This window comes from Klebsiella sp. EMBS2024 (assembly GCF_036233805.1).
GTDB lineage: Bacteria > Pseudomonadota > Gammaproteobacteria > Enterobacterales > Enterobacteriaceae > Klebsiella > Klebsiella pneumoniae.
This window is the reverse complement of the sequence record NZ_JAZARW010000001.1, coordinates 1,158,473-1,178,649: the sequence shown is the minus strand read 5'-3', so window position 1 is coordinate 1,178,649 and position 20,177 is coordinate 1,158,473. Positions and strand designations below refer to the sequence as shown.

The following is a 20,177-nucleotide window of genomic DNA, read 5'->3' as shown; positions in this document are numbered from 1 at the left end:
AGACATCATAGTGCATTACGCGGGAGCGGCGACGCCGCTGTCCTGCCGCGTATCTATAAGGTTAGTGAATGACTGCGGCTGACGGCGGCGAATGTAATATCCAGAAACAAAGCCGGGCGAAAAAAGCTTCCTCGCGCCGCCAACAGCTCCTAACCGACTCTGCTGGCGAAGAAAAAATAGTCAGCAAAAATGTATCCTGATGCTACATCCTCGCCGCAGCGGCCAAAATAGCAGGCGCAACGCTTCCTCCTTCACTTCCTTTCAGGCCGCGCGGTGCAAGGAAAAGTAAATAACGCTTTGTCATTTTGTTATAAATCAAACAAATGCCCGTTGGATTTGCACTCTCCGGCGGAGGCTTTATCTTTAAAGGTACCAGCTATTTTGCTGGCTTATAATGCAACCGAGGAGTGATGGAAATGGCTAAAATTCTGGTGCTTTATTATTCCATGTATGGACACATTGAAACCATGGCTCACGCCGTCGCCGATGGGGCGAACCGGGTGGACGGCGTTGAGGTGGTTGTGAAGCGCGTGCCGGAAACCATGCAGGCTGAAGCATTCGCCAAAGCAGGCGGGAAAACGCAAAACGCGCCCGTCGCCACGCCGCAGGAGCTGGCAGAGTATGACGCCATCATCTTTGGTACCCCGACGCGCTTCGGCAACATGTCCGGTCAGATGCGTACTTTCCTCGATCAAACCGGCGGTCTGTGGGCGTCCGGCGCTCTGTATGGCAAAATCGCCAGCGTATTTAGCTCAACCGGTACCGGCGGCGGCCAGGAACAAACCATTACCTCGACCTGGACGACGCTGGCCCACCACGGCATGATCATCGTCCCGATCGGCTATGGCGCCCAGGAGCTATTCGATATCTCCCAGGTACGCGGCGGTACCCCTTATGGCGCAACCACCATCGCCGGCGGCGACGGCTCGCGGCAGCCGAGCGAGGAAGAGTTAGCCATCGCCCGCTATCAGGGTGAACATGTCGCCAAACTGGCCGTTAAACTGCACGGCTAATCTTCTGCAGGAGGAGCACTATGCCAACTCAAGAAGCAAAAGCACATCGCGTCGGCGAATGGGCAAGTTTACGTAACACCTCGCCGGAAATTGCCGAGGCGATTTTCGAAGTCGCCCACTACGATGAAAAACTGGCGGAGCAAATCTGGGAGGAAGGCAGCGACGAAGTGCTGGCGCTGGCCTTTGCCAAAACCGATAAAGACAGCCTGTTCTGGGGCGAACAGACGATTGAGCGTAAAAACGTCTAGGAGGTTTATCCCCACCTGGGCTCACCCTAACCTGCTAAAAAAACCCGGAGTGCTCCGGGTTTTTTTCGTTATTTCGCCGCCTCGTTGATCACCTTTTTAAAGGTCTCCAGCGGGCAGAATCCCTGGTCATCAACCGTACAGCCGTTAAGCGCCAGAGTGACCCGCTGCGGCGGGGCCTGCAGGGTTAACGCGTCGGCGTTACGCAGTTGCTCGGTACTTTGATNGACATACTCAATCTTCATCAGATCGCGATTGCCGGCGCTGTCATGCCAGCGCTGAAACAGCAGTTTGCCGCCGATAGGAGTGCGCTCATACTGGCCGGGAAGTTGATAGGGCTTAAAGTCCAGGGCGGTGAGCAGCGAAGCGATATTCGAGTCGTGTCCCACCAGCAGCGTGACTTTCGCCTTGCTGGCTCCCTCGCCCACCAGCGCGTTATCGATATATTTAACCAGCGGTTTGGCGACGTTTTGCGCCACCGCCACCGAGGTAAACAGACTATCCTGATAGCCATTTTTCAGCTTCGACAGCACTTGCCACTGCTTATCGCTGGCGATCTCCCCCCACGCCACCTGATCTTTCGGGAAGCCTTCATAATATTGCAGGGTGAAGGCGTCTACCAGCGAGTTGCCCACCTTCAACGGTCCGGACACTCCCGGCTCCTGCTGATAACCGGCGCTAAAGGTGTCTTTACCCTCGCTCAGGGAACAGACCTTCTTCTCTTTGCAGGAGGGTGAGTTGCGGTAATCGATCATCGTCTCCAGCAGCTTGTAGCTCTCGGTCAACTGCATTCCCTGGCGCTCTTTTTCCATCGCCTGCAGCGCTTTCTCGCGAAACGCCGGGGAGTCGTCGGTAATAACCGGGTTGAAGGTCGGGTCCATGGTGCCCATCTGAGGCTGGTGATGCACCGGGATGCCGCAGCCCGGGAACGCGCCGGTGATAAAGAACTGCGCGGTGGCGACGGTGCGCTGCAGGCTGTTAGCGTAGGCATAAACCGCGTTTTCCGGCGGGCACTCGCCGCTGGTCACCAGCTTCTGCTGCGCCAGCCATTCGCGCATATAGTGGCCCATATACACCTCCAGCACACCGCCTTTGGTGGTCAGCTGGCCGCCCGGCACATCCCACTGCGGCCAGGCCTTGGCGGTGGACTGCTCCAGCACGCTGCCGTTATTGGCCAACGGCGCACGCAGGTTGTGACGACTCATGATCAGCACCTGCTGCAGCTGATACCCCTCCGGGGCGGCCGTGTCCTGCGCCTGAGCGCCAGCGGATAACATCACCGCGCCGGCAACGGCGGCGGCAAGTAGACGTTTTTTCATCCCTTCATCCTTAGTCATTTATTATCATCGCGTTAATTGTGCCGGATTTATGACATTTTTCCTGGTAATCGCTCGCAAACTTAGACCGTAGCCGAAAATTTCCCCTGCCAGGCAAAGAGTTTTATAATGAAACAATTAACCTGGAGGCTTTCGTGAAACGTACCCGTCTGGAAAACAGCTGTTGCCCTATCGCCCGCTCCCTCGACGTTATCGGCGACTGGTGGTCGCTGCTGATCGTCCGCGATGCTCTGCGCGGGGTGCGCCGTTTTAGCGAATTCCAGAAAAACCTCGGTATCGCCAAAAACATGCTCGCCGGGCGGCTGAAAATGCTGGTGGATGAAGGCATCCTGCGCCTGCAGCCGGCCTCCGACGGCAGCGCCTGGCAGGAGTATGTCCTGACCGATAAGGGCCGTGCCCTGCAAACGGTGCTGGTCGCCCTCTCCCAGTGGGCAGACGACTATCTGTTCGATCCTGACGAACCGGCGACCCGGCTCATTGACCGCCAGCAGCGCCAGCCCCTGCGTAAGCTGGTCCTGCAGGCGGCGGATGGCCGTGAGCTGGCCCCGGCGGACATCACCATCGCTATCCCGCTGAACGACTAAACGCTGCCCGCGACAGGCAAAAATGAAAAAGTCCTGGCAAAATGGTTGCATTATTAAACCTAATATCTCATGCTGAATTTGGTTTAATAATGCAACCTTTTACGAGGCATTTCTCATGACCCAACCATCGCACACAGCTTTTATCACCGGCGCGTCCTCAGGTATCGGCGCGATCTATGCCGAACGACTCGCCGCCCGCGGCTACAACCTGATCCTCGCCGCCCGTCGTGAAGACCGTCTGCAGGCGCTCGCCGACCAGCTGCAGGCGCGCTACGCCATCCAGGCAAGCATCCTCAAAGCCGATCTTAGCGAAGAGCACGGGATTGCCGCCGTAGAGCAGCGTCTGCAGCAGGATCCCGCCATCGACCTGTTCATTAACAACGCCGGCACCGCGAAATTGGCGGGTTTTCTCGCCAGTACGCCACGCGAGCACCAGGCGATTCATACGCTCAACACCACCGCGCTGCTGCGTCTGAGCTATGCCGCGCTGGCCGCTTTCACCCCACGACACCGGGGGACGCTGATCAATATTGCCTCTATCCTCGCGCTGCATACGCTGCCGGGCAGCGCAGTCTACAGCGCCAGCAAAGCCTGGGTGTTGAGCTTCACCCGCGGCCTGCAGGAGGAGTTTGCCGACAGCGGCGTGCGTATTCAGGCGGTATTGCCGGCGGCGACCGCTACCGATCTGTGGCCGACCTCCGGCGTGGCGCTGGACGCTCTGCCCAGCGGCACGGTAATGACCACCGAGGATCTGGTTGACGCCGCTCTCAGGGGGCTGGAGATGGGGGAACAGGTCACCTTACCACCGGTTCATGACCTGGGACTGTGGGAGACTTTTGAGCAGTCCAGAGTAGCGCTGTTTACCAGCGCGCGAACCGGACAGCCTGCGCCGCGGTATCGATAAGCGGCACCGTGCGGCAGGCGCTACTCCGGTAGCGGAACCGCCGTCAGGGTACAGATCGCCTCGTGCTCGCCGCCGCGGCGATCGGTAATCACCACCTTATCGCCCGCCTTTTTGCCTTCACACGGCTTGAGGACCTGCTCCACGATCCGCTCGCGGCTCGCCTGACGTTCACTTTCAGCCTGACTGGCGAAGGCAGACAGCGCCAACGCTACGCCCAGCAGGCTGAGGGTTTTCTTATACATGACTGACTCTCAGATCGTTCTTATTCGCGGTCAGCGTAACTCGCTGTAGGCCGCACTTCTGTAAAATCACTTAACGGAGTGTTACGCCATTTCAGGTGAAACCCAGGCGGTCACATCCCTGCGGGAAATATTTTATCACAACCCCGCCGCCGGATATTCTCGCGATGAGGCGTCATCTTTCAGACATATCCCGATGTTATCTTCACACAGAGCCCTGTATCTTTTTCCCTTTCCAAACAGAATATTAGGTTGGTCTATGTCGGGTCTTATTCTCTTTATCGTCGCGGTGGCGCTGCTGGGCGTCGCCATCTACAGCCTGGTGTCGTACCTCAAAGAGCGGCGCGCCAGTCAGTTACCTGTCCATAAAAAGAAGAAATAATACCTTCCGTTCCCCACCGTTTTCTGCTGATTTCTTTACCGTCCTGTACTGTCCCTTACCGAAGCCAAAACGAAGGCAGGCCTGCGGGCCTGCCTTCGTTCAGTTTATGCCTCAGAACCTATGACTCCCAGGCCTGCTCCGCTTTAGCGGCATCAAACTGCGGCGGCGGTTTGCGGAAGCGTCGGGTCAGATAAGTCAGGTACAGCAGACCAAGCGCCGCCCACACCAGGCCGAGCGTCAGGGAGGTGGCCTCGAGATTGATCCACAATACCCCGACCGTCAACGCCCCGACCATCGGCAGCAGCAGATAATGCAGTCGATCCTTCCAGGTTTTGTTGTACCCCTTGCGCCGCCAGAAGTGGTTGAACACCGACAGGTTAACGAAGGTGAAGGCCACCAGCGCGCCGAAATTAATCAACGCGGTGGCGGTCACCAGGTCGAAGAACAGCGCCGACAGCGCAACGATGCCCACCATAATCACGTTCAGCGCCGGGGTACGCCATTTCGGATGCACATAGCCAAAAATGCGCTCCGGGAAGACGTTGTCGCGGCCCATCACGTACAGCAGACGGGAGACGCTGGCATGGGAGGCCAGGCCGGACGCCAGGGTGTTAACAAAGGTGGTGCACAGGAAAATCGACTGGAACAGCTTGCCGCCCACGTACAGCGCAATCTCCGGCAGCGCGGCATCGGGGTCTTTAAAGCGATGAATATCCGGGAAGAACAGCTGCATAAAGAACGACGCGACGATAAAGATAATGCCGCCGTACATCGCGGTGAGAAAAATTGCCTTCGGGATCACTCGCGCGGCGTCAGGGGTCTCTTCCGACAGGGTGGTCACCGCGTCGAAGCCGAGAAACGAGAAGCAGACAATGGTCGCGCCGGTAATAATCGGGATCAGATGCGCATTCTGGCTGATAAACGGCTGCAGCGACCAGACGGTACCCACCCCCTCGCCTTTATGCAGCCCCTGCACCACCAGAATGACAAACACCACCATGATCGAAATCTGCACCAGCACGAACAGGGTATTGAAGTTGGCCACCAGGTTAACGCTTTTCAGGTTCGCGGCGGTCAGAATAGCGACAAAGGTCACTACCCACACCCACGGCGGCACTTCGGGGAACAAGGCCGAGAGATAGATCTTCGCCAGCAGGACGTTGATCATCGGCAGAAACAGATAATCCAGCAGCGACGACCAGCCAACCATAAAGCCGACGTGCGGACTGATGGATTTTTGCGCGTAGGTATAGGCGGAACCGGCTTCCGGAAACTGACGCACCAGTTTGCCGTAGCTGATGGCGGTGAACAGCACGCCAGCCAGCGCCAGCAGATAAGACGCCGGAACGTGGCCATTGCTGATGCCGGAGACGATGCCGAAGGTATCAAACACCGTCATTGGCGTCAGATAGGCCAGCCCCATCATCACCACTTGCCAGAGTTTGAGGGATTTACGCAGACGCGGTCTGCCCGCCTGAGCGGCGTTATGCGCCGGAGGATTAATAGCCATCGCCCATCCCCCCCTTGCTGTTAACAGTTTGCGGGCCCAACGTCCGCGTGACAAACCTGCTTAGCAAAGGGGTAAGGCGTAGATAAAAGGGTAAGACGGACCGGTAAGCGGTAGCTGGCTGGCATCCAATGCGGCCTGAGCGGCCTCCCTCTCCCTGCGGATATTTGAACATCTGCATCATCTCATTTCCTCGTCACACACTGTGTCGTTAACTGAAGCCCCGTTGCCGCCTGCGCTCCTTAACGCGACATCCGGGAAATGGCTGGGCTCCCAGCAAAAACGTCGGCCAGGCTCCGCTCAGGCCGTATGATGCTACTGATTACCAAACTTATGGGCCCCTCGCGGGGCGACCATCAGGCGTTTTTCAACATCCACTCAATTTCGGTTTCTGTGATAAGACGCTCAAACTGCAGTAATTCATCATGCTTACAGGCATGGAAAACATGGCAGAAACGCTCGCCGAGGCGCTCACGCAAATGATCGTTCTGCATAAACTCCCACAGCGCATCGCTCTGGCGGATCGGGAATGGCAGGCCCTCTTGCTCCAGACCGTTACCTTCCACCTCTTCCTGTAAAGGCAGCTGGGGGTTATCCAGCCCGTGCAGAATGCCGGCAAAAATCGCCGCCATCACCAGATACGGGTTGGCGTCCGCCCCCGCGACGCGATACTCCACGCGGTGGTTCTGCCGCTCGCCGCACGGAATACGCAGCGCGACGGTGCGGTTGTTATGCCCCCACGAAGCCTGCGTCGGGACGTACATCCCCGGCTGGAAGCGGCGATACGAGTTCACGTTCGGCGCCAGCAGCGCCATCGAGGCCGGCATCAGATCGATCATCCCGGCCAGCGCGCGTTTGAGCAGCGCAGAGTCTTCCCCATCGCCGTCCACCAGCACGTTTTCCCCTTTATTGTTCAGCATGCTGATGTGGATATGCATCCCACTGCCGGCATGCTCTTCATAAGGCTTCGCCATAAAAGTGGCGTGCATCTTATGCTTCTCCGCCATCAAACGCACGAGACGTTTTAACGCCAGCGCATCATCGCAGGCGTCCAGCACGTTATCGGTATGGTGAAGGTTGATTTCAAACTGGCCCGGCGAGGCTTCCGCCACCGCGCCATCGGCGGGGATCAGCTGCAGTTTGGCCAGCTCGTCGATGTCGTTGAGCACGTCAGCGAAGTGGTTAAGGTTATCGACCGAATAGACCTGGCTTTGGGTGTTGCGATCGTCGGTGCCCGGCGCACACGGCGGCTGCAGGTAGCCTTCGGCATCGCGTTTGCGGTCCAGTAAATAGAACTCCAGCTCTACCGCTACCACGGGGAACAGCCCGCGCTGGCGCAACTGCTGCCAGAGGCGGTTGAGTACGTTCCGCGGCTCAACGTCAAAGGGAGCGCCATCTTCATCAACCATGGTTAGCTGTACCTGGGCTATCGATTGTGGGTCAGCCGCCGAAGGGGTTAAGGTGCCGGGTACCGGGATGCAGCTGCGATCCGGCTCGCCCATCTCCTGGCCCAGACCGGCCTCTTCCACCACATTGCCGAGAATATCCATCGCAAACACCGAGGCCGGGAAATAACAGCCTTTCTCCAGTTTGCTCAGGCCGGCAACCGGGATGCGCTTGCCGCGGAAGCAGCCGTTCAGGTCAGTGAGGAGGACATCGACATACTGGGTATCAGGGTAGGTTTCGAGGTAGCGCTTCACTTCTTTCGCGAACGCGCTAACCCGTCTCTCTTCCGTTTGCTGAACAAAATTCTCAACTTCTACGATATTGGTTTCCATGATTCACCGCCGTTGGTTGGGTTTCGGTCCTGCACTCAGACCGTTAAATATAATGTCCACCCCATCGACTGTGTATGCAAATAAATTGTTTGTCAAATGTTAAATTAAGTTTGCAAAGGGCTATTTCCACTGCTAGATTGAGAAAATATTGAACGATATGGCCGTTAAACCCGCTATAGCGGTCATAATTTAGTCCACTTTGTGAGGGCGATCATGGAAAATATAATGTACAAGCCAGTTATTGGCGTCGTGATGTGTAGAAACAGGCTTAAGGGTCACCAGACCCAGACCTTGCAAGAAAAGTACCTGAATGCAATTGTGAACGCCGGCGGACTGCCGATTGCCCTGCCGCATGCGCTGGCGGAGCCGGAGCTACTGAACGCGGTCGTTGATAAACTGGACGGGATCTACCTGCCAGGCAGCCCCAGCAATGTGCAGCCGCACCTTTATGGTGAAAACGGCGATGAGCCTGACGCCGACCCCGGGCGTGATCTTCTGAGCATGGCGCTGATTAACGCCGCGCTCGAAAGGCGCATCCCCATTTTCGCCATCTGTCGTGGACTGCAGGAACTGGTTGTCGCCACCGGCGGGACTCTGTATCGTCGTCTGTTCGAGCAGCCTGAGCTCCTTGAACATCGCGAAGATCCTGAACTGCCCGTCGAGCAGCAGTATGCGCCGTCCCATCAGGTTGAGGTTCAGGAAGGAGGATTGCTGTCGCAATTGATACCGGGCTGCAACACGTTTTGGGTAAACTCGCTACATGGGCAAGGGGCAAAAACCCTCAGTCCGCAGCTGCGCGTGGAGGCGCGAGCGCCGGATGGACTGGTGGAAGCGGTCAGCGTGAACGATCATCCTTTCGCGCTGGGCGTACAGTGGCATCCAGAATGGAACAGTAGCGAATACGCCCTGTCGCGTATGTTGTTTGATGGTTTTATCACCGCCTGTCAGGGCCATCATGCTGAAAAGCGGCGGCGCTGACCACTACCGTTAAGGAAATGCAAATATGAGCGATGACGGACTGGCGCCAGGGAAACGTCTGTCAGAGATCCGCCAACAGCTGGGTCTCTCACAGCGTCGTGCCGCCGAACTGTCTGGGTTAACACATAGTGCCATCAGCACCATAGAGCAGGATAAAGTCAGTCCTGCCATCAGTACGCTGCAAAAGCTGCTGAAAGTCTATGGGCTGTCGCTCTCGGAATTCTTTTCTGAACCCGAAAAGCCGGACGAACCCCAGGTGGTCATTAATCAGGATGACCTGATTGAGATGGGAAGTCAGGGCGTTTCCATGAAGCTGGTTCATAACGGAAATCCGAACCGTACGCTGGCGATGATTTTTGAAACTTACCAGCCTGGAACCACGACCGGGGAGAGGATTAAGCATCAGGGTGAGGAGATAGGCACCATACTGGAAGGTGAGATCGTGCTGACCATTAACGGTCAGTCGTACCACCTGGTGGCTGGACAGAGCTATGCCATTAATACCGGCATTCCGCACAGCTTCAGCAACACCTCGGCAGGCATCTGCCGCATCATCAGTGCCCACACCCCCACCACATTCTGATTATTTCGCCTGAACGAGGTTCAGGCTTACTTCAGGCCTGTCGCGACGGAAAATCTATTTTCGTCGCGGCGAAGAACTCGTAGTAATAACGTCTGCGCCGTACGGAATATTATTTCCTGTTGGCCCTGAAATAATTAACGCCAGTGAATGGCGACTCGCTCCTGAATAATTCGGGTTGCAAACAACCCGTCAAAACTCAGGAGAATAAAACGGTATTCAACTTCGGGGATACGCTATGCCCTGCGCCCGGCGCAGTGCCCCCGTGCAGCCTGAAAACGCCGCACTGATTATTTTGCCGATAATGTTTTTAAGGAGTCATGATGAATTTTCAGCACCTGGCTTACTGGCAGGAAAAAGCGAAAAACCTGGCCATTGAAACACGCTTATTTATTAACGGCGAATATTGCGCCGCGGCCGATAATACCACCTTTGAGACTATCGACCCTGCCGCGCAGCAGACATTAGCCCAGGTCGCCCGCGGTAAAAAAGCCGACGTCGAACGGGCGGTGAAAGCCGCGCGCCAGGCTTTTGATAACGGCGACTGGTCGCAGGCCTCCCCCGCACAGCGTAAAGCGATCCTCACTCGCTTTGCTGATCTGATGGAGGCCCATCGTGAAGAGCTGGCGCTGCTGGAAACGCTGGATACCGGCAAACCGATTCGCCACAGCCTGCGCGACGATATTCCCGGCGCCGCCCGCGCCATTCGCTGGTATGCCGAAGCGCTGGATAAAGTCTATGGCGAAGTGGCCCCCACCGGCAGCAACGAGCTGGCGATGATCGTTCGCGAACCAATTGGCGTGATCGCCGCGGTGGTGCCGTGGAACTTCCCGCTGCTGCTGGCCTGCTGGAAACTCGGCCCGGCGCTGGCGGCGGGCAATAGCGTAATCCTCAAACCCTCGGAAAAATCGCCGCTCACCGCCCTGCGTCTGGCCGGGCTGGCGAAAGAGGCCGGCCTGCCGGACGGCGTGTTGAACGTGGTCAGCGGCTTTGGCCACGAGGCCGGGCAGGCGCTGGCCCTGCATCCTGATGTTGAAGTCATCACCTTCACCGGCTCCACCCGCACCGGCAAGCAGCTGCTGAAAGACGCCGGCGACAGCAATATGAAGCGCGTGTGGCTGGAAGCGGGCGGCAAGAGCGCCAACATTGTCTTCGCCGATTGCCCGGATCTGCAACAAGCGGTTCGCGCCACCGCCGGCGGCATCTTCTACAACCAGGGACAGGTGTGCATCGCCGGGACCCGTCTGCTGCTCGAGGAGAGCATCGCTGACGAGTTCCTGGCACGGCTGAAAGCTGAGGCGCAACACTGGCAGCCGGGCAACCCGCTCGATCCGGACACCACCATGGGCATGCTGATTGACAATACCCATGCCGACAACGTGCATAGCTTTATTCGCGGCGGCGAAAGTAAAAACACGCTGTTCCTCGACGGACGGAAAAACCCGTGGCCTGCCGCCGTTGGCCCGACCATTTTCGTTGACGTCGACCCGGCATCAACCCTCAGCCGGGAAGAGATCTTCGGCCCGGTGCTGGTGGTGACCCGCTTCAAAAGCGAAGAAGAGGCGCTAAAGCTCGCCAATGACAGCGACTACGGCTTGGGCGCCGCGGTGTGGACCCGCGATCTCTCCCGCGCCCACCGCATGAGCCGCCGCCTGAAGGCCGGCTCGGTCTTCGTCAACAACTATAACGATGGTGATATGACCGTTCCGTTCGGCGGCTACAAGCAGAGCGGCAACGGGCGCGATAAATCGCTGCACGCGCTGGAAAAATTCACCGAACTGAAAACCATCTGGATTGCCCTGGAGTCTTGATCATGACTGAACATACCACTAGCTACTATGCCGCCAGCGCCAACAAGTATGAACCATTCCCGACGCTGGAGGGATCCATCAACTGTGACGTCTGCGTCGTCGGCGGCGGCTACACCGGCCTCTCGTCTGCCCTGCATCTGGCCGAAATGGGCTACGACGTGGTGGTGCTGGAAGGGGCGCGCATCGGCTTCGGCGCCAGCGGCCGCAACGGCGGTCAGCTGGTCAACTCCTATAGCCGCGATATCGACGTCATTGAAAAGAACTACGGCCCGGATGCGGCAAAAATGCTCGGCAGCATGATGTTCGAAGGCGGCGATATCATCCGCGAACGCATCCAGCGGTATCAGATCCAGTGCGATTACCGCCCGGGCGGCCTGTTCGTGGCGATGAACCATAAACAGCTGGAAACCCTGGAAGAGCAGAAAGCCAACTGGGAGCGCTACGGCAACACCCAGCTGGAGCTGCTGGACAGAGAGGCCATTCGTCGCGAAGTGGACAGCGACCGCTACGTCGGCGCCCTGCTCGACCACAGCGGCGGCCATATTCACCCGCTGAACCTTGCCATCGGCGAAGCGGATGCCATTCGCCTGAACGGCGGCCGGGTGTATGAGCAGTCGCCGGTCACCCGCATCCAGCACACCAGCCCGGCGGTGGTCAGCACCGCGCGCGGCCAGGTCACCGCGCGCTACGTGATCGTCGCCGGCAACGCCTATCTCGGCGATAAACTGGAGCCGGAGCTGGCGAAACGCAGCATGCCGTGCGGCACCCAGGTGGTCACTACCGCTCCGCTGTCGGAAGAGGTCGCCCGCTCGCTGATCCCGAAAAACTACTGTGTGGAAGACTGTAACTACCTGCTGGACTACTACCGTCTGACCGGCGACAACCGTCTGCTGTACGGCGGCGGCGTGGTCTACGGCGCGCGCGATCCGGACGACGTGGAGCGGCTGATTATGCCGAAACTGCTGAAAACCTTCCCGCAGCTGCAGGGGGTGAAGATTGACTACCGCTGGACGGGCAACTTCCTGCTAACCCTGTCGCGGATGCCGCAGTTCGGGCGTCTCGATAACAATATTTACTACATGCAGGGCTACAGCGGCCACGGCGTGACCTGTACCCACCTTGCCGGACGCTTGATTTCAGAGCTGCTGCGCGGCGACGCCGAGCGTTTCGACGCCTTCGCCAAACTGCCGCACTACCCGTTCCCGGGCGGCCGCAGCCTGCGCATTCCTTTTACCGCCATGGGCGCCGCCTACTACAGCCTGCGCGACCGCCTTGGGGTTTAATCGCCTCTGCCGACGGCGCTGGCCGTCGGCTCATGCTGCGGATAGTGCAACTGAAAGTAGTGGCGCAGAAACTCCACGGTGGTGCGGATTTTGGCCGACGTCGCCAGCCGGGAGACGTAAACCGCCCAGACGTTGGCCGGCTGCCAGTAGTCCGGCAGCACCTGCACCAGATGTCCGCTGGCGATATTCTCCCGGACGTCCCACCACGAACGGAGCGCAATCCCCTGCCCGTCCAGACACCACTGATGCACAATTTCACCATGGTTGGAGGAGAGCGGCCCGGTTACCTTGATGGCGTGCTGGCCCTCTTTACTATGCAATTGCCAGACGCCGAACGGGTGATCGCGCTCTTTAATCACCAGGCAGGGTAACGCGGCCAGATCGCTCAGCTGTTTCGGCGGCGCATGGCGGGCAAGGAACTGCGGCGAGGCGCAGAGTACGCGGTGATTGGCCGCCAGCTGGCGGGCAATCAGATTCGGTGCGATATCGTCGCCGACGCGAATATCGAGATCCACCCCTTCATTGACTAAATCCACCAGCCGGTCCTGGACATCGAAACGCAGCTCCAGCTGCGGGTACTGGAGAGCCAGCGCCGACAGCGCCGGGGCGACAACCCGACGGCCAAAGCCGAAGCTACTGATAATACGCAGCGTTCCCTGCGGCACCTGGCGCACGTCGGAAAGCTCATCCATCATCTCATCGACATCCTGCAAAATGCGCTGCGCCCATTCATAGATCCGCTCCCCCTCTTCGGTAATGGTGACCCGGCGGGTGGTCCGGTGCAGCAACATCACATTCAGGGTTTGCTCCAGCAGCGAAACCCGCTTGCTGACGAACGCCGGCGATACGCCAAGCTCCTCGGCGGCGGCGGCGAACCCGGCCCGGCGAGCGACCAGCATAAAGACGCGTAAATCATTTAGCAGCGGCAGATTATTCATGATCTGTGTTTTATGTTTCACCAGTTAGCGTGATTAATTATGAACCAGTCAATTATAGGATAGGTAGGTGGTCAAACATCATCGTTAAAAAGTGAGAACCGGAATGAAAAAAACCTATCTTATTGCCGCCATCCCGGGTGACGGAATTGGCAAAGAAGTGCTGCCTGAAGGGATTCGCGTGCTGCAAGCCGCCGCACAGCGTTGGGATCTGTCATTGAGCTTCGAGCAGATGGAGTGGGCAAGCTGCGAATATTACGCCCATCATGGCAAGATGATGCCGGACGACTGGCGCGAGCAGCTGCAGGGCTTCGATGCTATCTACTTCGGCGCCGTCGGCTGGCCGGATACCGTTCCCGACCACATTTCGCTGTGGGGGTCGCTGCTGAAGTTCCGCCGCGAGTTTGACCAATACGTCAACCTGCGCCCGGTGCGCCTGTTCCCCGGCGTCCCCTGCCCGCTGGCGGGTAAAAAGGCCGGCGATATTGATTTTTACGTGGTGCGCGAAAATACCGAAGGCGAATATTCCGCCCTTGGCGGCCGCGCCAATGAAGGCACCGAGCATGAAGTGGTGATTCAGGAGTCGGTCTTTACCCGCCGCGGCGTGGACCGGATCCTGCGCTACGCCTTCGAACTGGCGAAAAGCCGCCCACGCAAAACGCTGACCTCCGCAACCAAATCCAACGGTCTGGCGATCAGCATGCCCTACTGGGATGAGCGGGTGGAAGAGATGGCCAAAAACTATCCCGAAATTCGCTGGGACAAGCAGCATATCGATATCCTGTGTGCCCGCTTCGTGCTGCAGCCGGAGCGTTTTGACGTGGTGGTCGGCTCCAACCTGTTCGGCGATATTCTCTCCGATCTCGGCCCGGCCTGTACCGGCACTATCGGCATTGCGCCGTCGGCCAATCTCAATCCGGAGCGCAATTTCCCGTCGCTGTTCGAACCGGTTCACGGGTCGGCGCCGGATATTTACGGTAAAAATATCGCCAACCCGATCGCCACCGTTTGGGCCGGGGCGATGATGCTCGATTTCCTCGGCAACGGCGATGAGCGCTACCACACCGCTCACGATGGCATTCTGGCGGCGATTGAGCAGACGATCGCCTGCGGACCGAAAACTCCGGACATGAAAGGCAGTGCCTCAACGCAGCAGGTTAGCGAGGCTATCTGCAAGGCCATTTTGGCGTAATTACCCCGCCGCTCCCCGGTGGCGCTGCGCTTACCGGGGCTACAATCGCACGATAATGTAGTGTGTAGGCCGGGTAAGGCACAGCCGCCACCCGGCAAAAAAAACGGCACAGCAAGTAGCCCGGGTAAGGCGCAGCCGCCACCTTCACCCGCGGCCTGTCAGCGCTGACCGGACTGCCGGATAACTTCACCGTGCAGGCATTTGTGATCCTGCTCTCCGGCGGTATTTTCTGCATGAGTTCGTGGATTGGCATCAACAACGGCCTGCAGCGCCTGAGCAAAATGGTCGGCTGGGGGGCGTTTCTGCTGCCGTTGGTGGTATTACTGGTTGGCCCGACCGAATTCATCACCAATAACGTCATTAACGCCGTCGGCCTGACGACCCAAAACTTCCTGCAGATGAGCCTGTTTACCGACCCGCTCGGCGACGGCGCCTTTACCCGCAACTGGACCGTCTTCTACTGGCTGTGGTGGATCTCCTACACCCCAGGCGTGGCGATGTTCGTCACCCGCGTCTCCCGCGGGCGCAAAATCAAAGAGGTGATCTGGGGACTGCTCCTCGGTAGCACCGCCGGCTGCTGGTTTTTCTTCGGGGTGATGGAAAGCTACGCCATGCACCAGTTCGTTAACGGCGTGATTAACGTACCACAGGTGATGCAGACTCTCGGCGGCGAAACCGCCGTCCAGCAGGTCCTGATGTCGCTACCGGCAGGTAAGCTGTTCCTCGCCGCCTATCTGTTCGTGATGATTGTATTCCTCGCCTCGCACATGGATGCGGTGGCCTACACCATGGCGGCGACCAGTACCCGTAACCTGCGCGAAGGCGAAGATCCGGATCGCGGCATGCGCCTGTTCTGGTGCGTGGTGATCACCCTCATCCCGCTGTCGATTCTGTTTACCGGCGCTTCGCTTGAGACCATGAAAACCACCGTGGTGCTGACCGCCCTACCGTTCCTGGCCATTTTACTGATTAAAACCGGCGGCTTCGTGCGCTGGTTAAAACAGGACTACGCCCACGTTCCGGTCCATCAGATAGAAACCCATACCCCCGAGCCCATTATTAAAGCCGAGACGCTGCCGGTTGGCGCGGTACTCAAAGGCGACGGCCAGTCGCTGTAAAACCTCTTACTGACAATAATCACAAGGAGACCCTACATGAGCAATTTGAGCCCTGACTTCACCCTGCCGATTAACTTTTGCGCTAATCCGCAGGATGCCTGGACCATTCCGGCCCGTTTTTATACCGACAGCCAGGCGTTTGAGCACGAGAAAGAGCGCATCTTCGCCAATAGCTGGATTTGTGTCGCCCACGGCAGCGAGGTCGCTCGGCCGAACGATTACATTACCCGGGAGATCATCGGCGAAAATATCGTTATCGTCCGCGGCCGCGACAACATTCTGCGCGCCTTCTATAACGTCTGCCCACACCGCGGCCACCAGCTACTGAGCGGCGAGGGCAAAGCCAAAAACGTGATTACCTGCCCCTATCACGCCTGGGCCTTCAAGCTGGACGGCAATCTCGCCCACGCCCGCAACTGCGAAAACGTGGCGAATTTCGATAGCGAAAAGGCAACGCTAGTGCCGGTTCGCCTGGAAGAGTATGCCGGCTTTGTGTTTATCAATATGAATCCGGAAGCGGAGAGTGTGGAAACGCAGCTACCGGGGCTGCAGGACAAAGTGCTGGAAGCCTGTCCGGACGTGCATGATCTGAAACTGGCGGCGCGCTTTACCACCCTCACCCCGGCGAACTGGAAAAATATCGTCGATAACTATCTGGAATGTTACCACTGCGGTCCGGCGCACCCGGGCTTCTCGGATTCCGTCCAGGTTGACCGCTACTGGCACACCATGCACGGCAAATGGACGCTGCAGTATGGCTTCGCCAAACCGTCCGAGCAGTCGTTTAAATTCGAAGAGGGTACCGACGCCGCGTTTCATGGTTTCTGGCTGTGGCCGTGCACCATGTTCAACGTCACGCCGATCAAGGGCATGATGACCGTTATCTATGAATTCCCGGTGGATGAAGAGACCACTCTGCAGAATTACGACATCTATTTCACCAACGAAGAGCTGACTGACGATCAGAAAGCGCTGATTGAGTGGTATCGCGACGTGTTCCGCCCGGAAGATTTACGCCTGGTGGAAAGCGTGCAGAAGGGGCTGAAGTCCCGCGGCTATCGCGGCCAGGGGCGCATTATGGCGGATAACAGCGGCAGCGGTATCTCCGAGCACGGGATCGCGCATTTCCACAATCTGGTCGCCCAGGTGTTCCAGCCGTAATCGTTGAAGGAGCTTGCTATGTCTGTGTTTCACTCAGATCTGTTTCGCCAGCAGGCGCTGATTGCCGGAAGCTGGCGCGACGCCGCCGACGGCACGACGCTTGCCGTCAGCAATCCTTCCACCGGCGCGACGCTCGGCCAGATCCCCAATATGGGGCGTGCGGAAGCGCAACAGGCAGTGGATGCCGCCGCGGCCGCGCTGCCGGACTGGCGCGCATTAACCGCCGCTCAGCGCGCCGCGCTATTGAAAAACTGGCACCGCCTGATCCTCGAAAACAAAACCGCGCTGGCGCAGATAATGACCGCCGAGCAGGGCAAGCCGCTGGCGGAAGCGGAAGGCGAAATCGCCTATGCCGCCTCGTTTATCGAGTGGTTTGCCGAACAAGGGAAACGCGCCAACGGCGAGATAATCCCCTCCCCCGGCGCCGATAAACGCCTGATGGTGATCCGCCAGGGGGTAGGCGTCTGCGCGGCGATCACCCCGTGGAACTTCCCGGCGGCGATGATCACCCGGAAGGCCGGCCCGGCGCTGGCCGCGGGTTGTACGATGGTGATTAAGCCGGCTAACGAAACGCCGTTTACCGCGCTGGCGATGGCTGAGCTGGCGAATCAGGCCGGGATCCCGCAGGGCGTCATTAACGTCGTTACCGGCCAGTCGCGAGAGATTGGCGCGGTGTTCACCGGCGATGAGCGGGTGCGTAAGCTCTCCTTTACCGGTTCGACCGAAGTTGGCCGCGTGCTGATGCGCCAGTGCGCGGAATCCATCAAAAAGCTCTCTTTAGAGCTCGGCGGTAACGCGCCGTTTATCGTCTTTGACGACGCCGATATCGATAAAGCGGTCGAGGGCGCGCTGATCGCCAAGTTCCGTAACGCCGGGCAAACCTGCGTCTGCGTCAACCGCTTCTATATTCATCGCGCCATCTACGACCAATTCTGCGATAAATTCGTCGCTCGCGTCGCCGCCCTGAAAGTGGGCGATGGCAGCGAGTCCGATGTCCAGATTGGCCCGCTGATCAACGCCGACGCCGGGCGCAAAGTGCAGTCCCTGCTCGACGACGCCCTGAGCCGCGGCGCCACGCTGTTAACTGGCGGTAAAGCGCATCCGCTGGGCGGTAATTTCTTCACCCCTACGGTGATCGGCGACGTACAGCCGGGGTCATTGCTGCTGCAGGAAGAGATCTTCGGCCCGGTGGCCGCTTTGGTGAAATTTGACGATGAGCAGCAGGTCATCGAGCAGGCGAATAACACCATCTACGGCCTCGCCTCCTATTTTTACAGTAACGATGCCGCCCGTATCTGGCGCGTCTCCGAGCAGCTGGAATACGGCATGGTCGGTATCAATACCGGGCTAATTTCCAACGAAGTCGCACCGTTTGGCGGGGTAAAGCAGTCCGGTCTTGGCCGCGAAGGGTCGGAACACGGAATCGAAGATTACCTGGAGATGAAGTATCTCTGCCAGGGGTTGTAAATCTGCTCTCCCGGCGATGGCGCTAGCCACGCCGGGATTTTTTAATGGAGTTCAGCGATGTCTGATTATCAAATGTTTGAGGCGGTCGTTCGCGATGTTGAACAGATCACCCCTCTTGTGAAGCGTTTTACGCTGGTGTCGCCGACCGGCGCCCCGCTGCCGGCATTCAGCGGCGGCAGCCATATTATCGTCCAGATGCAGGATGGCGAGCAGCGCTACAGTAACGCCTATTCGCTGATGAGCTCGCCGCTGGATACCTCCAGCTGGCAGATTGCGGTGCGTCTTGAGTCGCCTTCCAAAGGCGGCTCGCGTTTTATGCACCAGCGGGTGCGCCCGGGCGATACCCTGACGGTGTCCACGCCCAACAATCTGTTCGCCATCGACCCACAGGCGCGAAAACATCTGCTGATCGCCGGCGGCATCGGCATTACGCCATTCTTATCGCATATTCCGGAACTGGAACAGCGACAGGCCGACTGGCAGCTGCATTACTGTTTTCACGACGCCGACAGTAATGCTTTCGTCGATACGCTTCGCGCTGCGCCATGGCGCGATCGGGTCAATGTTCATGTATCAGCGCTCGGCAGCCGTCTCGACCTGCCGCGCCTGTTCGCCGACCTCGAGCCAGGAACCCACGTGTATACCTGCGGCCCAGCGGCGCTTAACGAGGCGGTGAAAGCCGCCGCCGAACGCCATCAGGTGCCCGCCAGCCAGCTGCACTTTGAGCAGTTTATCCTTGAGGATAAAAGCGGAGAGGCATTTACCCTGGTGCTGGCGCGTTCCGGACGCGAATTTACCGTGCCGCAGGATATGACCATTTTGCAGGTGATCGAGAATAACAAAGCGGCAAAGGTCGAATGCCTGTGCCGAGAAGGGGTGTGCGGCACCTGCGAAACGATGATTCTGGAGGGGGAAGCCGACCACCGCGATCAGTATTACAGCGAGGAAGAGAAAGCCAGCCAGCAGAGTATGCTGATCTGCTGCTCACGCGCTAAAGGCGGCCGGTTAGTGCTGGATTTGTAAAGCGCACACCGGCAAAACGGCGGTGAGATGGACTGACCCCGCGGAATTGTTCCAACGTACTACCACTCCATGGCGACGAGGTCAGTGGCGCGGATACTATCGGCTTCATCCTCCGCCTGATTAGCTTTCTGTGCGGCACCGGCGATAGCCGGCGCCGCCTGCTCAGGGATTAGCCGCTAAATACCCGCGCCTTGCCGCTGACCGTCAGTCGCACCATCGCGCCGGGCTGCCACGCCGGCTGGCTGACGGTGCGATCGCCAAGAAACAACGCCGTCTCTTCATCCACCGGCTGCGAGTGATTGCCTTTTCCCTGGCGCTGATGGTATTTCTTGCGGGCGTGTTCGTCATTAACTGGCAACCGGGTCCTGACACTTAGCCCTGAGTCTTTGCCTGATGACCCTCTGTTACTGCTCCCGGCCAGAATGATGGTCAATAAGCGGCCGGTGCTGATCTATCAGACGCGCTTAGCGCCGATCAGGGTGATTGTCACGATCAGCGACATCCATCTGCGCGATGCGCTATATAGCGATACCGATAACAACGGGCTGGCACTCTGGGTGCAGAACCAAATGATTGCCAGATATGGCGATGTTAAGCCGCTGGCTGCGGACCCACACCAGGAGGTATTTACCTCGCCCGC

22 protein-coding genes and 1 pseudogene are annotated in these 20,177 nt (G+C 58.4%); 16 read left to right on the top strand and 7 right to left on the bottom strand.

The features are described 5' to 3' along the window. Positions 1–68: 68 nt before the first annotated feature. From VZP09_RS05245 to VZP09_RS05235, 3 genes are all read left to right on the top strand, one after another. Positions 69–200 carry a hypothetical protein gene (locus VZP09_RS05245; RefSeq protein WP_004221451.1) on the top strand — a complete coding sequence of 44 codons (132 nt, stop codon included), beginning with the start codon at positions 69–71 and terminating at the stop codon, positions 198–200. 216 nt (positions 201–416) lie between these two features. Then, entirely contained in the window at positions 417–1,013 is a 597-nt protein-coding gene (gene wrbA, locus VZP09_RS05240; protein ID WP_002898704.1) for an NAD(P)H:quinone oxidoreductase, read from the top strand. Between the two features lie 20 nt (positions 1,014–1,033). Further along, positions 1,034–1,261: a YccJ family protein gene (locus VZP09_RS05235; RefSeq protein WP_002898701.1), complete on the top strand. Its 228-nt coding sequence runs from the start codon at positions 1,034–1,036 to the stop codon at positions 1,259–1,261. Positions 1,262–1,329: 68 nt separating this feature from the next. Here the strand turns inward: VZP09_RS05235 and agp are convergent, their stop codons facing one another. Then, on the bottom strand, positions 1,330–2,577 hold the full coding sequence (gene agp / locus VZP09_RS05230; protein ID WP_328794940.1) for a bifunctional glucose-1-phosphatase/inositol phosphatase: 1,248 nt from the start codon (positions 2,575–2,577) through the stop codon (positions 1,330–1,332). A 152-nt stretch (positions 2,578–2,729) separates the two neighbouring features. On the opposite strand from agp, the gene VZP09_RS05225 reads away from it, so the two are divergent. Both VZP09_RS05225 and VZP09_RS05220 read left to right on the top strand, forming a co-directional pair. Further along, positions 2,730–3,179: a winged helix-turn-helix transcriptional regulator gene (locus VZP09_RS05225; RefSeq protein ID WP_004141456.1), complete on the top strand. Its 450-nt coding sequence runs from the start codon at positions 2,730–2,732 to the stop codon at positions 3,177–3,179. A gap of 115 nt (positions 3,180–3,294) precedes the next feature. Beyond that, on the top strand, positions 3,295–4,083 hold the full coding sequence (locus VZP09_RS05220; RefSeq protein WP_023282350.1) for an SDR family NAD(P)-dependent oxidoreductase: 789 nt from the start codon (positions 3,295–3,297) through the stop codon (positions 4,081–4,083). 20 nt (positions 4,084–4,103) lie between these two features. Here VZP09_RS05220 and VZP09_RS05215 read toward each other — a convergent pair whose 3' ends face one another. Further along, a complete protein-coding gene (locus VZP09_RS05215; RefSeq protein WP_002898602.1) occupies positions 4,104–4,325 on the bottom strand; it encodes a hypothetical protein in 222 nt (73 codons plus the stop codon). 256 nt (positions 4,326–4,581) lie between these two features. Here VZP09_RS05215 and VZP09_RS05210 point away from each other — a divergent pair, with 256 nt between their 5' ends. Beyond that, positions 4,582–4,704, top strand: coding sequence for a small membrane protein (locus tag VZP09_RS05210; protein ID WP_002898600.1), 123 nt, complete (start codon positions 4,582–4,584; stop codon positions 4,702–4,704). Between the two features lie 118 nt (positions 4,705–4,822). Here the strand turns inward: VZP09_RS05210 and VZP09_RS05205 are convergent, their stop codons facing one another. The 3 genes from VZP09_RS05205 to VZP09_RS05200 all read right to left on the bottom strand — a co-directional run bounded on the left by VZP09_RS05205 (position 4,823) and on the right by VZP09_RS05200 (position 7,989). Then, positions 4,823–6,214, bottom strand: coding sequence for an APC family permease (locus VZP09_RS05205; protein WP_004141463.1), 1,392 nt, complete (start codon positions 6,212–6,214; stop codon positions 4,823–4,825). Next, complete coding sequence (locus tag VZP09_RS24825) at positions 6,204–6,386, bottom strand: hypothetical protein (protein WP_418268977.1); 183 nt, start codon at positions 6,384–6,386, stop codon at positions 6,204–6,206. Before VZP09_RS24825 ends, VZP09_RS05205 begins: the two co-directional genes overlap by 11 nt. 181 nt (positions 6,387–6,567) lie before the next feature. Beyond that, positions 6,568–7,989 carry a glutamine synthetase family protein gene (locus tag VZP09_RS05200; protein ID WP_002898595.1) on the bottom strand — a complete coding sequence of 474 codons (1,422 nt, stop codon included), beginning with the start codon at positions 7,987–7,989 and terminating at the stop codon, positions 6,568–6,570. Positions 7,990–8,214: 225 nt separating this feature from the next. On the opposite strand from VZP09_RS05200, the gene puuD reads away from it, so the two are divergent. From puuD to VZP09_RS05180, 4 genes are all read left to right on the top strand, one after another. Beyond that, positions 8,215–8,967: a gamma-glutamyl-gamma-aminobutyrate hydrolase gene (puuD, locus tag VZP09_RS05195; RefSeq protein ID WP_020802183.1), complete on the top strand. Its 753-nt coding sequence runs from the start codon at positions 8,215–8,217 to the stop codon at positions 8,965–8,967. A gap of 25 nt (positions 8,968–8,992) precedes the next feature. Next, complete coding sequence (gene puuR / locus VZP09_RS05190; protein ID WP_002898590.1) at positions 8,993–9,550, top strand: HTH-type transcriptional regulator PuuR; 558 nt, start codon at positions 8,993–8,995, stop codon at positions 9,548–9,550. A gap of 320 nt (positions 9,551–9,870) precedes the next feature. Beyond that, on the top strand, positions 9,871–11,358 hold the full coding sequence (gene puuC, locus VZP09_RS05185; protein ID WP_032429937.1) for an aldehyde dehydrogenase PuuC: 1,488 nt from the start codon (positions 9,871–9,873) through the stop codon (positions 11,356–11,358). 2 nt (positions 11,359–11,360) lie between these two features. Further along, entirely contained in the window at positions 11,361–12,641 is a 1,281-nt protein-coding gene (locus VZP09_RS05180) for an NAD(P)/FAD-dependent oxidoreductase (protein ID WP_002898585.1), read from the top strand. On the opposite strand, the gene VZP09_RS05175 is transcribed toward VZP09_RS05180, so the two are convergent. After that, positions 12,638–13,600, bottom strand: a complete 963-nt coding sequence (locus VZP09_RS05175) for a LysR substrate-binding domain-containing protein (RefSeq protein ID WP_004221441.1) — start codon at positions 13,598–13,600, stop codon at positions 12,638–12,640. The two genes, VZP09_RS05180 and VZP09_RS05175, sit on opposite strands and share 4 nt — an antisense overlap. A gap of 82 nt (positions 13,601–13,682) precedes the next feature. Between VZP09_RS05175 and VZP09_RS05170 the strand changes: the two genes are divergently transcribed. The 5 genes and pseudogenes from VZP09_RS05170 (at position 13,683) to VZP09_RS05150 (ending at position 19,537) form a co-directional block, all read left to right on the top strand. Continuing rightward, on the top strand, positions 13,683–14,768 hold the full coding sequence (locus tag VZP09_RS05170; RefSeq protein ID WP_064277385.1) for a tartrate dehydrogenase: 1,086 nt from the start codon (positions 13,683–13,685) through the stop codon (positions 14,766–14,768). A 134-nt stretch (positions 14,769–14,902) separates the two neighbouring features. Continuing rightward, positions 14,903–15,886, top strand: a pseudogene (locus VZP09_RS05165) (BCCT family transporter); the annotation flags it as partial. A gap of 36 nt (positions 15,887–15,922) precedes the next feature. Continuing rightward, positions 15,923–17,047, top strand: a complete 1,125-nt coding sequence (gene yeaW, locus VZP09_RS05160) for a carnitine monooxygenase, oxygenase subunit YeaW (RefSeq protein WP_002898571.1) — start codon at positions 15,923–15,925, stop codon at positions 17,045–17,047. A gap of 18 nt (positions 17,048–17,065) precedes the next feature. After that, positions 17,066–18,514: an NAD-dependent succinate-semialdehyde dehydrogenase gene (locus VZP09_RS05155; RefSeq protein WP_032419119.1), complete on the top strand. Its 1,449-nt coding sequence runs from the start codon at positions 17,066–17,068 to the stop codon at positions 18,512–18,514. 57 nt (positions 18,515–18,571) lie between these two features. Next, positions 18,572–19,537 (top strand): PDR/VanB family oxidoreductase, encoded by a 966-nt coding sequence (locus tag VZP09_RS05150; protein ID WP_071004728.1) that lies wholly within the window; start codon positions 18,572–18,574, stop codon positions 19,535–19,537. A gap of 169 nt (positions 19,538–19,706) precedes the next feature. Here VZP09_RS05150 and VZP09_RS05145 read toward each other — a convergent pair whose 3' ends face one another. Beyond that, positions 19,707–19,895: a hypothetical protein gene (locus VZP09_RS05145; protein WP_004176624.1), complete on the bottom strand. Its 189-nt coding sequence runs from the start codon at positions 19,893–19,895 to the stop codon at positions 19,707–19,709. Between the two features lie 64 nt (positions 19,896–19,959). Here VZP09_RS05145 and VZP09_RS05140 point away from each other — a divergent pair. After that, a partial coding sequence (locus tag VZP09_RS05140) for a hypothetical protein (RefSeq protein ID WP_218788973.1) occupies positions 19,960–20,177 on the top strand: 218 nt, incomplete at its 3' end.

What these genes read in the sequence shown, in the direction of transcription:
- VZP09_RS05245 (WP_004221451.1), top strand. Translation starts at nt 69, where the DNA reads ATGACTGCGGCTGACGGCGGCGAATGTAATATCCAGAAACAAAGCCGG.
- wrbA (WP_002898704.1), top strand. Translation starts at nt 417, where the DNA reads ATGGCTAAAATTCTGGTGCTTTATTATTCCATGTATGGACACATTGAA.
- VZP09_RS05235 (WP_002898701.1), top strand. Translation starts at nt 1,034, where the DNA reads ATGCCAACTCAAGAAGCAAAAGCACATCGCGTCGGCGAATGGGCAAGT.
- VZP09_RS05220 (WP_023282350.1), top strand. Translation starts at nt 3,295, where the DNA reads ATGACCCAACCATCGCACACAGCTTTTATCACCGGCGCGTCCTCAGGT.
- VZP09_RS05215 (WP_002898602.1), bottom strand. Translation starts at nt 4,325, where the DNA reads ATGTATAAGAAAACCCTCAGCCTGCTGGGCGTAGCGTTGGCGCTGTCT.
- VZP09_RS05210 (WP_002898600.1), top strand. Translation starts at nt 4,582, where the DNA reads ATGTCGGGTCTTATTCTCTTTATCGTCGCGGTGGCGCTGCTGGGCGTC.
- VZP09_RS05205 (WP_004141463.1), bottom strand. Translation starts at nt 6,214, where the DNA reads ATGGCTATTAATCCTCCGGCGCATAACGCCGCTCAGGCGGGCAGACCG.
- VZP09_RS24825 (WP_418268977.1), bottom strand. Translation starts at nt 6,386, where the DNA reads ATGTTCAAATATCCGCAGGGAGAGGGAGGCCGCTCAGGCCGCATTGGA.
- VZP09_RS05200 (WP_002898595.1), bottom strand. Translation starts at nt 7,989, where the DNA reads ATGGAAACCAATATCGTAGAAGTTGAGAATTTTGTTCAGCAAACGGAA.
- puuD (WP_020802183.1), top strand. Translation starts at nt 8,215, where the DNA reads ATGTACAAGCCAGTTATTGGCGTCGTGATGTGTAGAAACAGGCTTAAG.
- puuR (WP_002898590.1), top strand. Translation starts at nt 8,993, where the DNA reads ATGAGCGATGACGGACTGGCGCCAGGGAAACGTCTGTCAGAGATCCGC.
- puuC (WP_032429937.1), top strand. Translation starts at nt 9,871, where the DNA reads ATGAATTTTCAGCACCTGGCTTACTGGCAGGAAAAAGCGAAAAACCTG.
- VZP09_RS05180 (WP_002898585.1), top strand. Translation starts at nt 11,361, where the DNA reads ATGACTGAACATACCACTAGCTACTATGCCGCCAGCGCCAACAAGTAT.
- VZP09_RS05170 (WP_064277385.1), top strand. Translation starts at nt 13,683, where the DNA reads ATGAAAAAAACCTATCTTATTGCCGCCATCCCGGGTGACGGAATTGGC.
- yeaW (WP_002898571.1), top strand. Translation starts at nt 15,923, where the DNA reads ATGAGCAATTTGAGCCCTGACTTCACCCTGCCGATTAACTTTTGCGCT.
- VZP09_RS05155 (WP_032419119.1), top strand. Translation starts at nt 17,066, where the DNA reads ATGTCTGTGTTTCACTCAGATCTGTTTCGCCAGCAGGCGCTGATTGCC.
- VZP09_RS05150 (WP_071004728.1), top strand. Translation starts at nt 18,572, where the DNA reads ATGTCTGATTATCAAATGTTTGAGGCGGTCGTTCGCGATGTTGAACAG.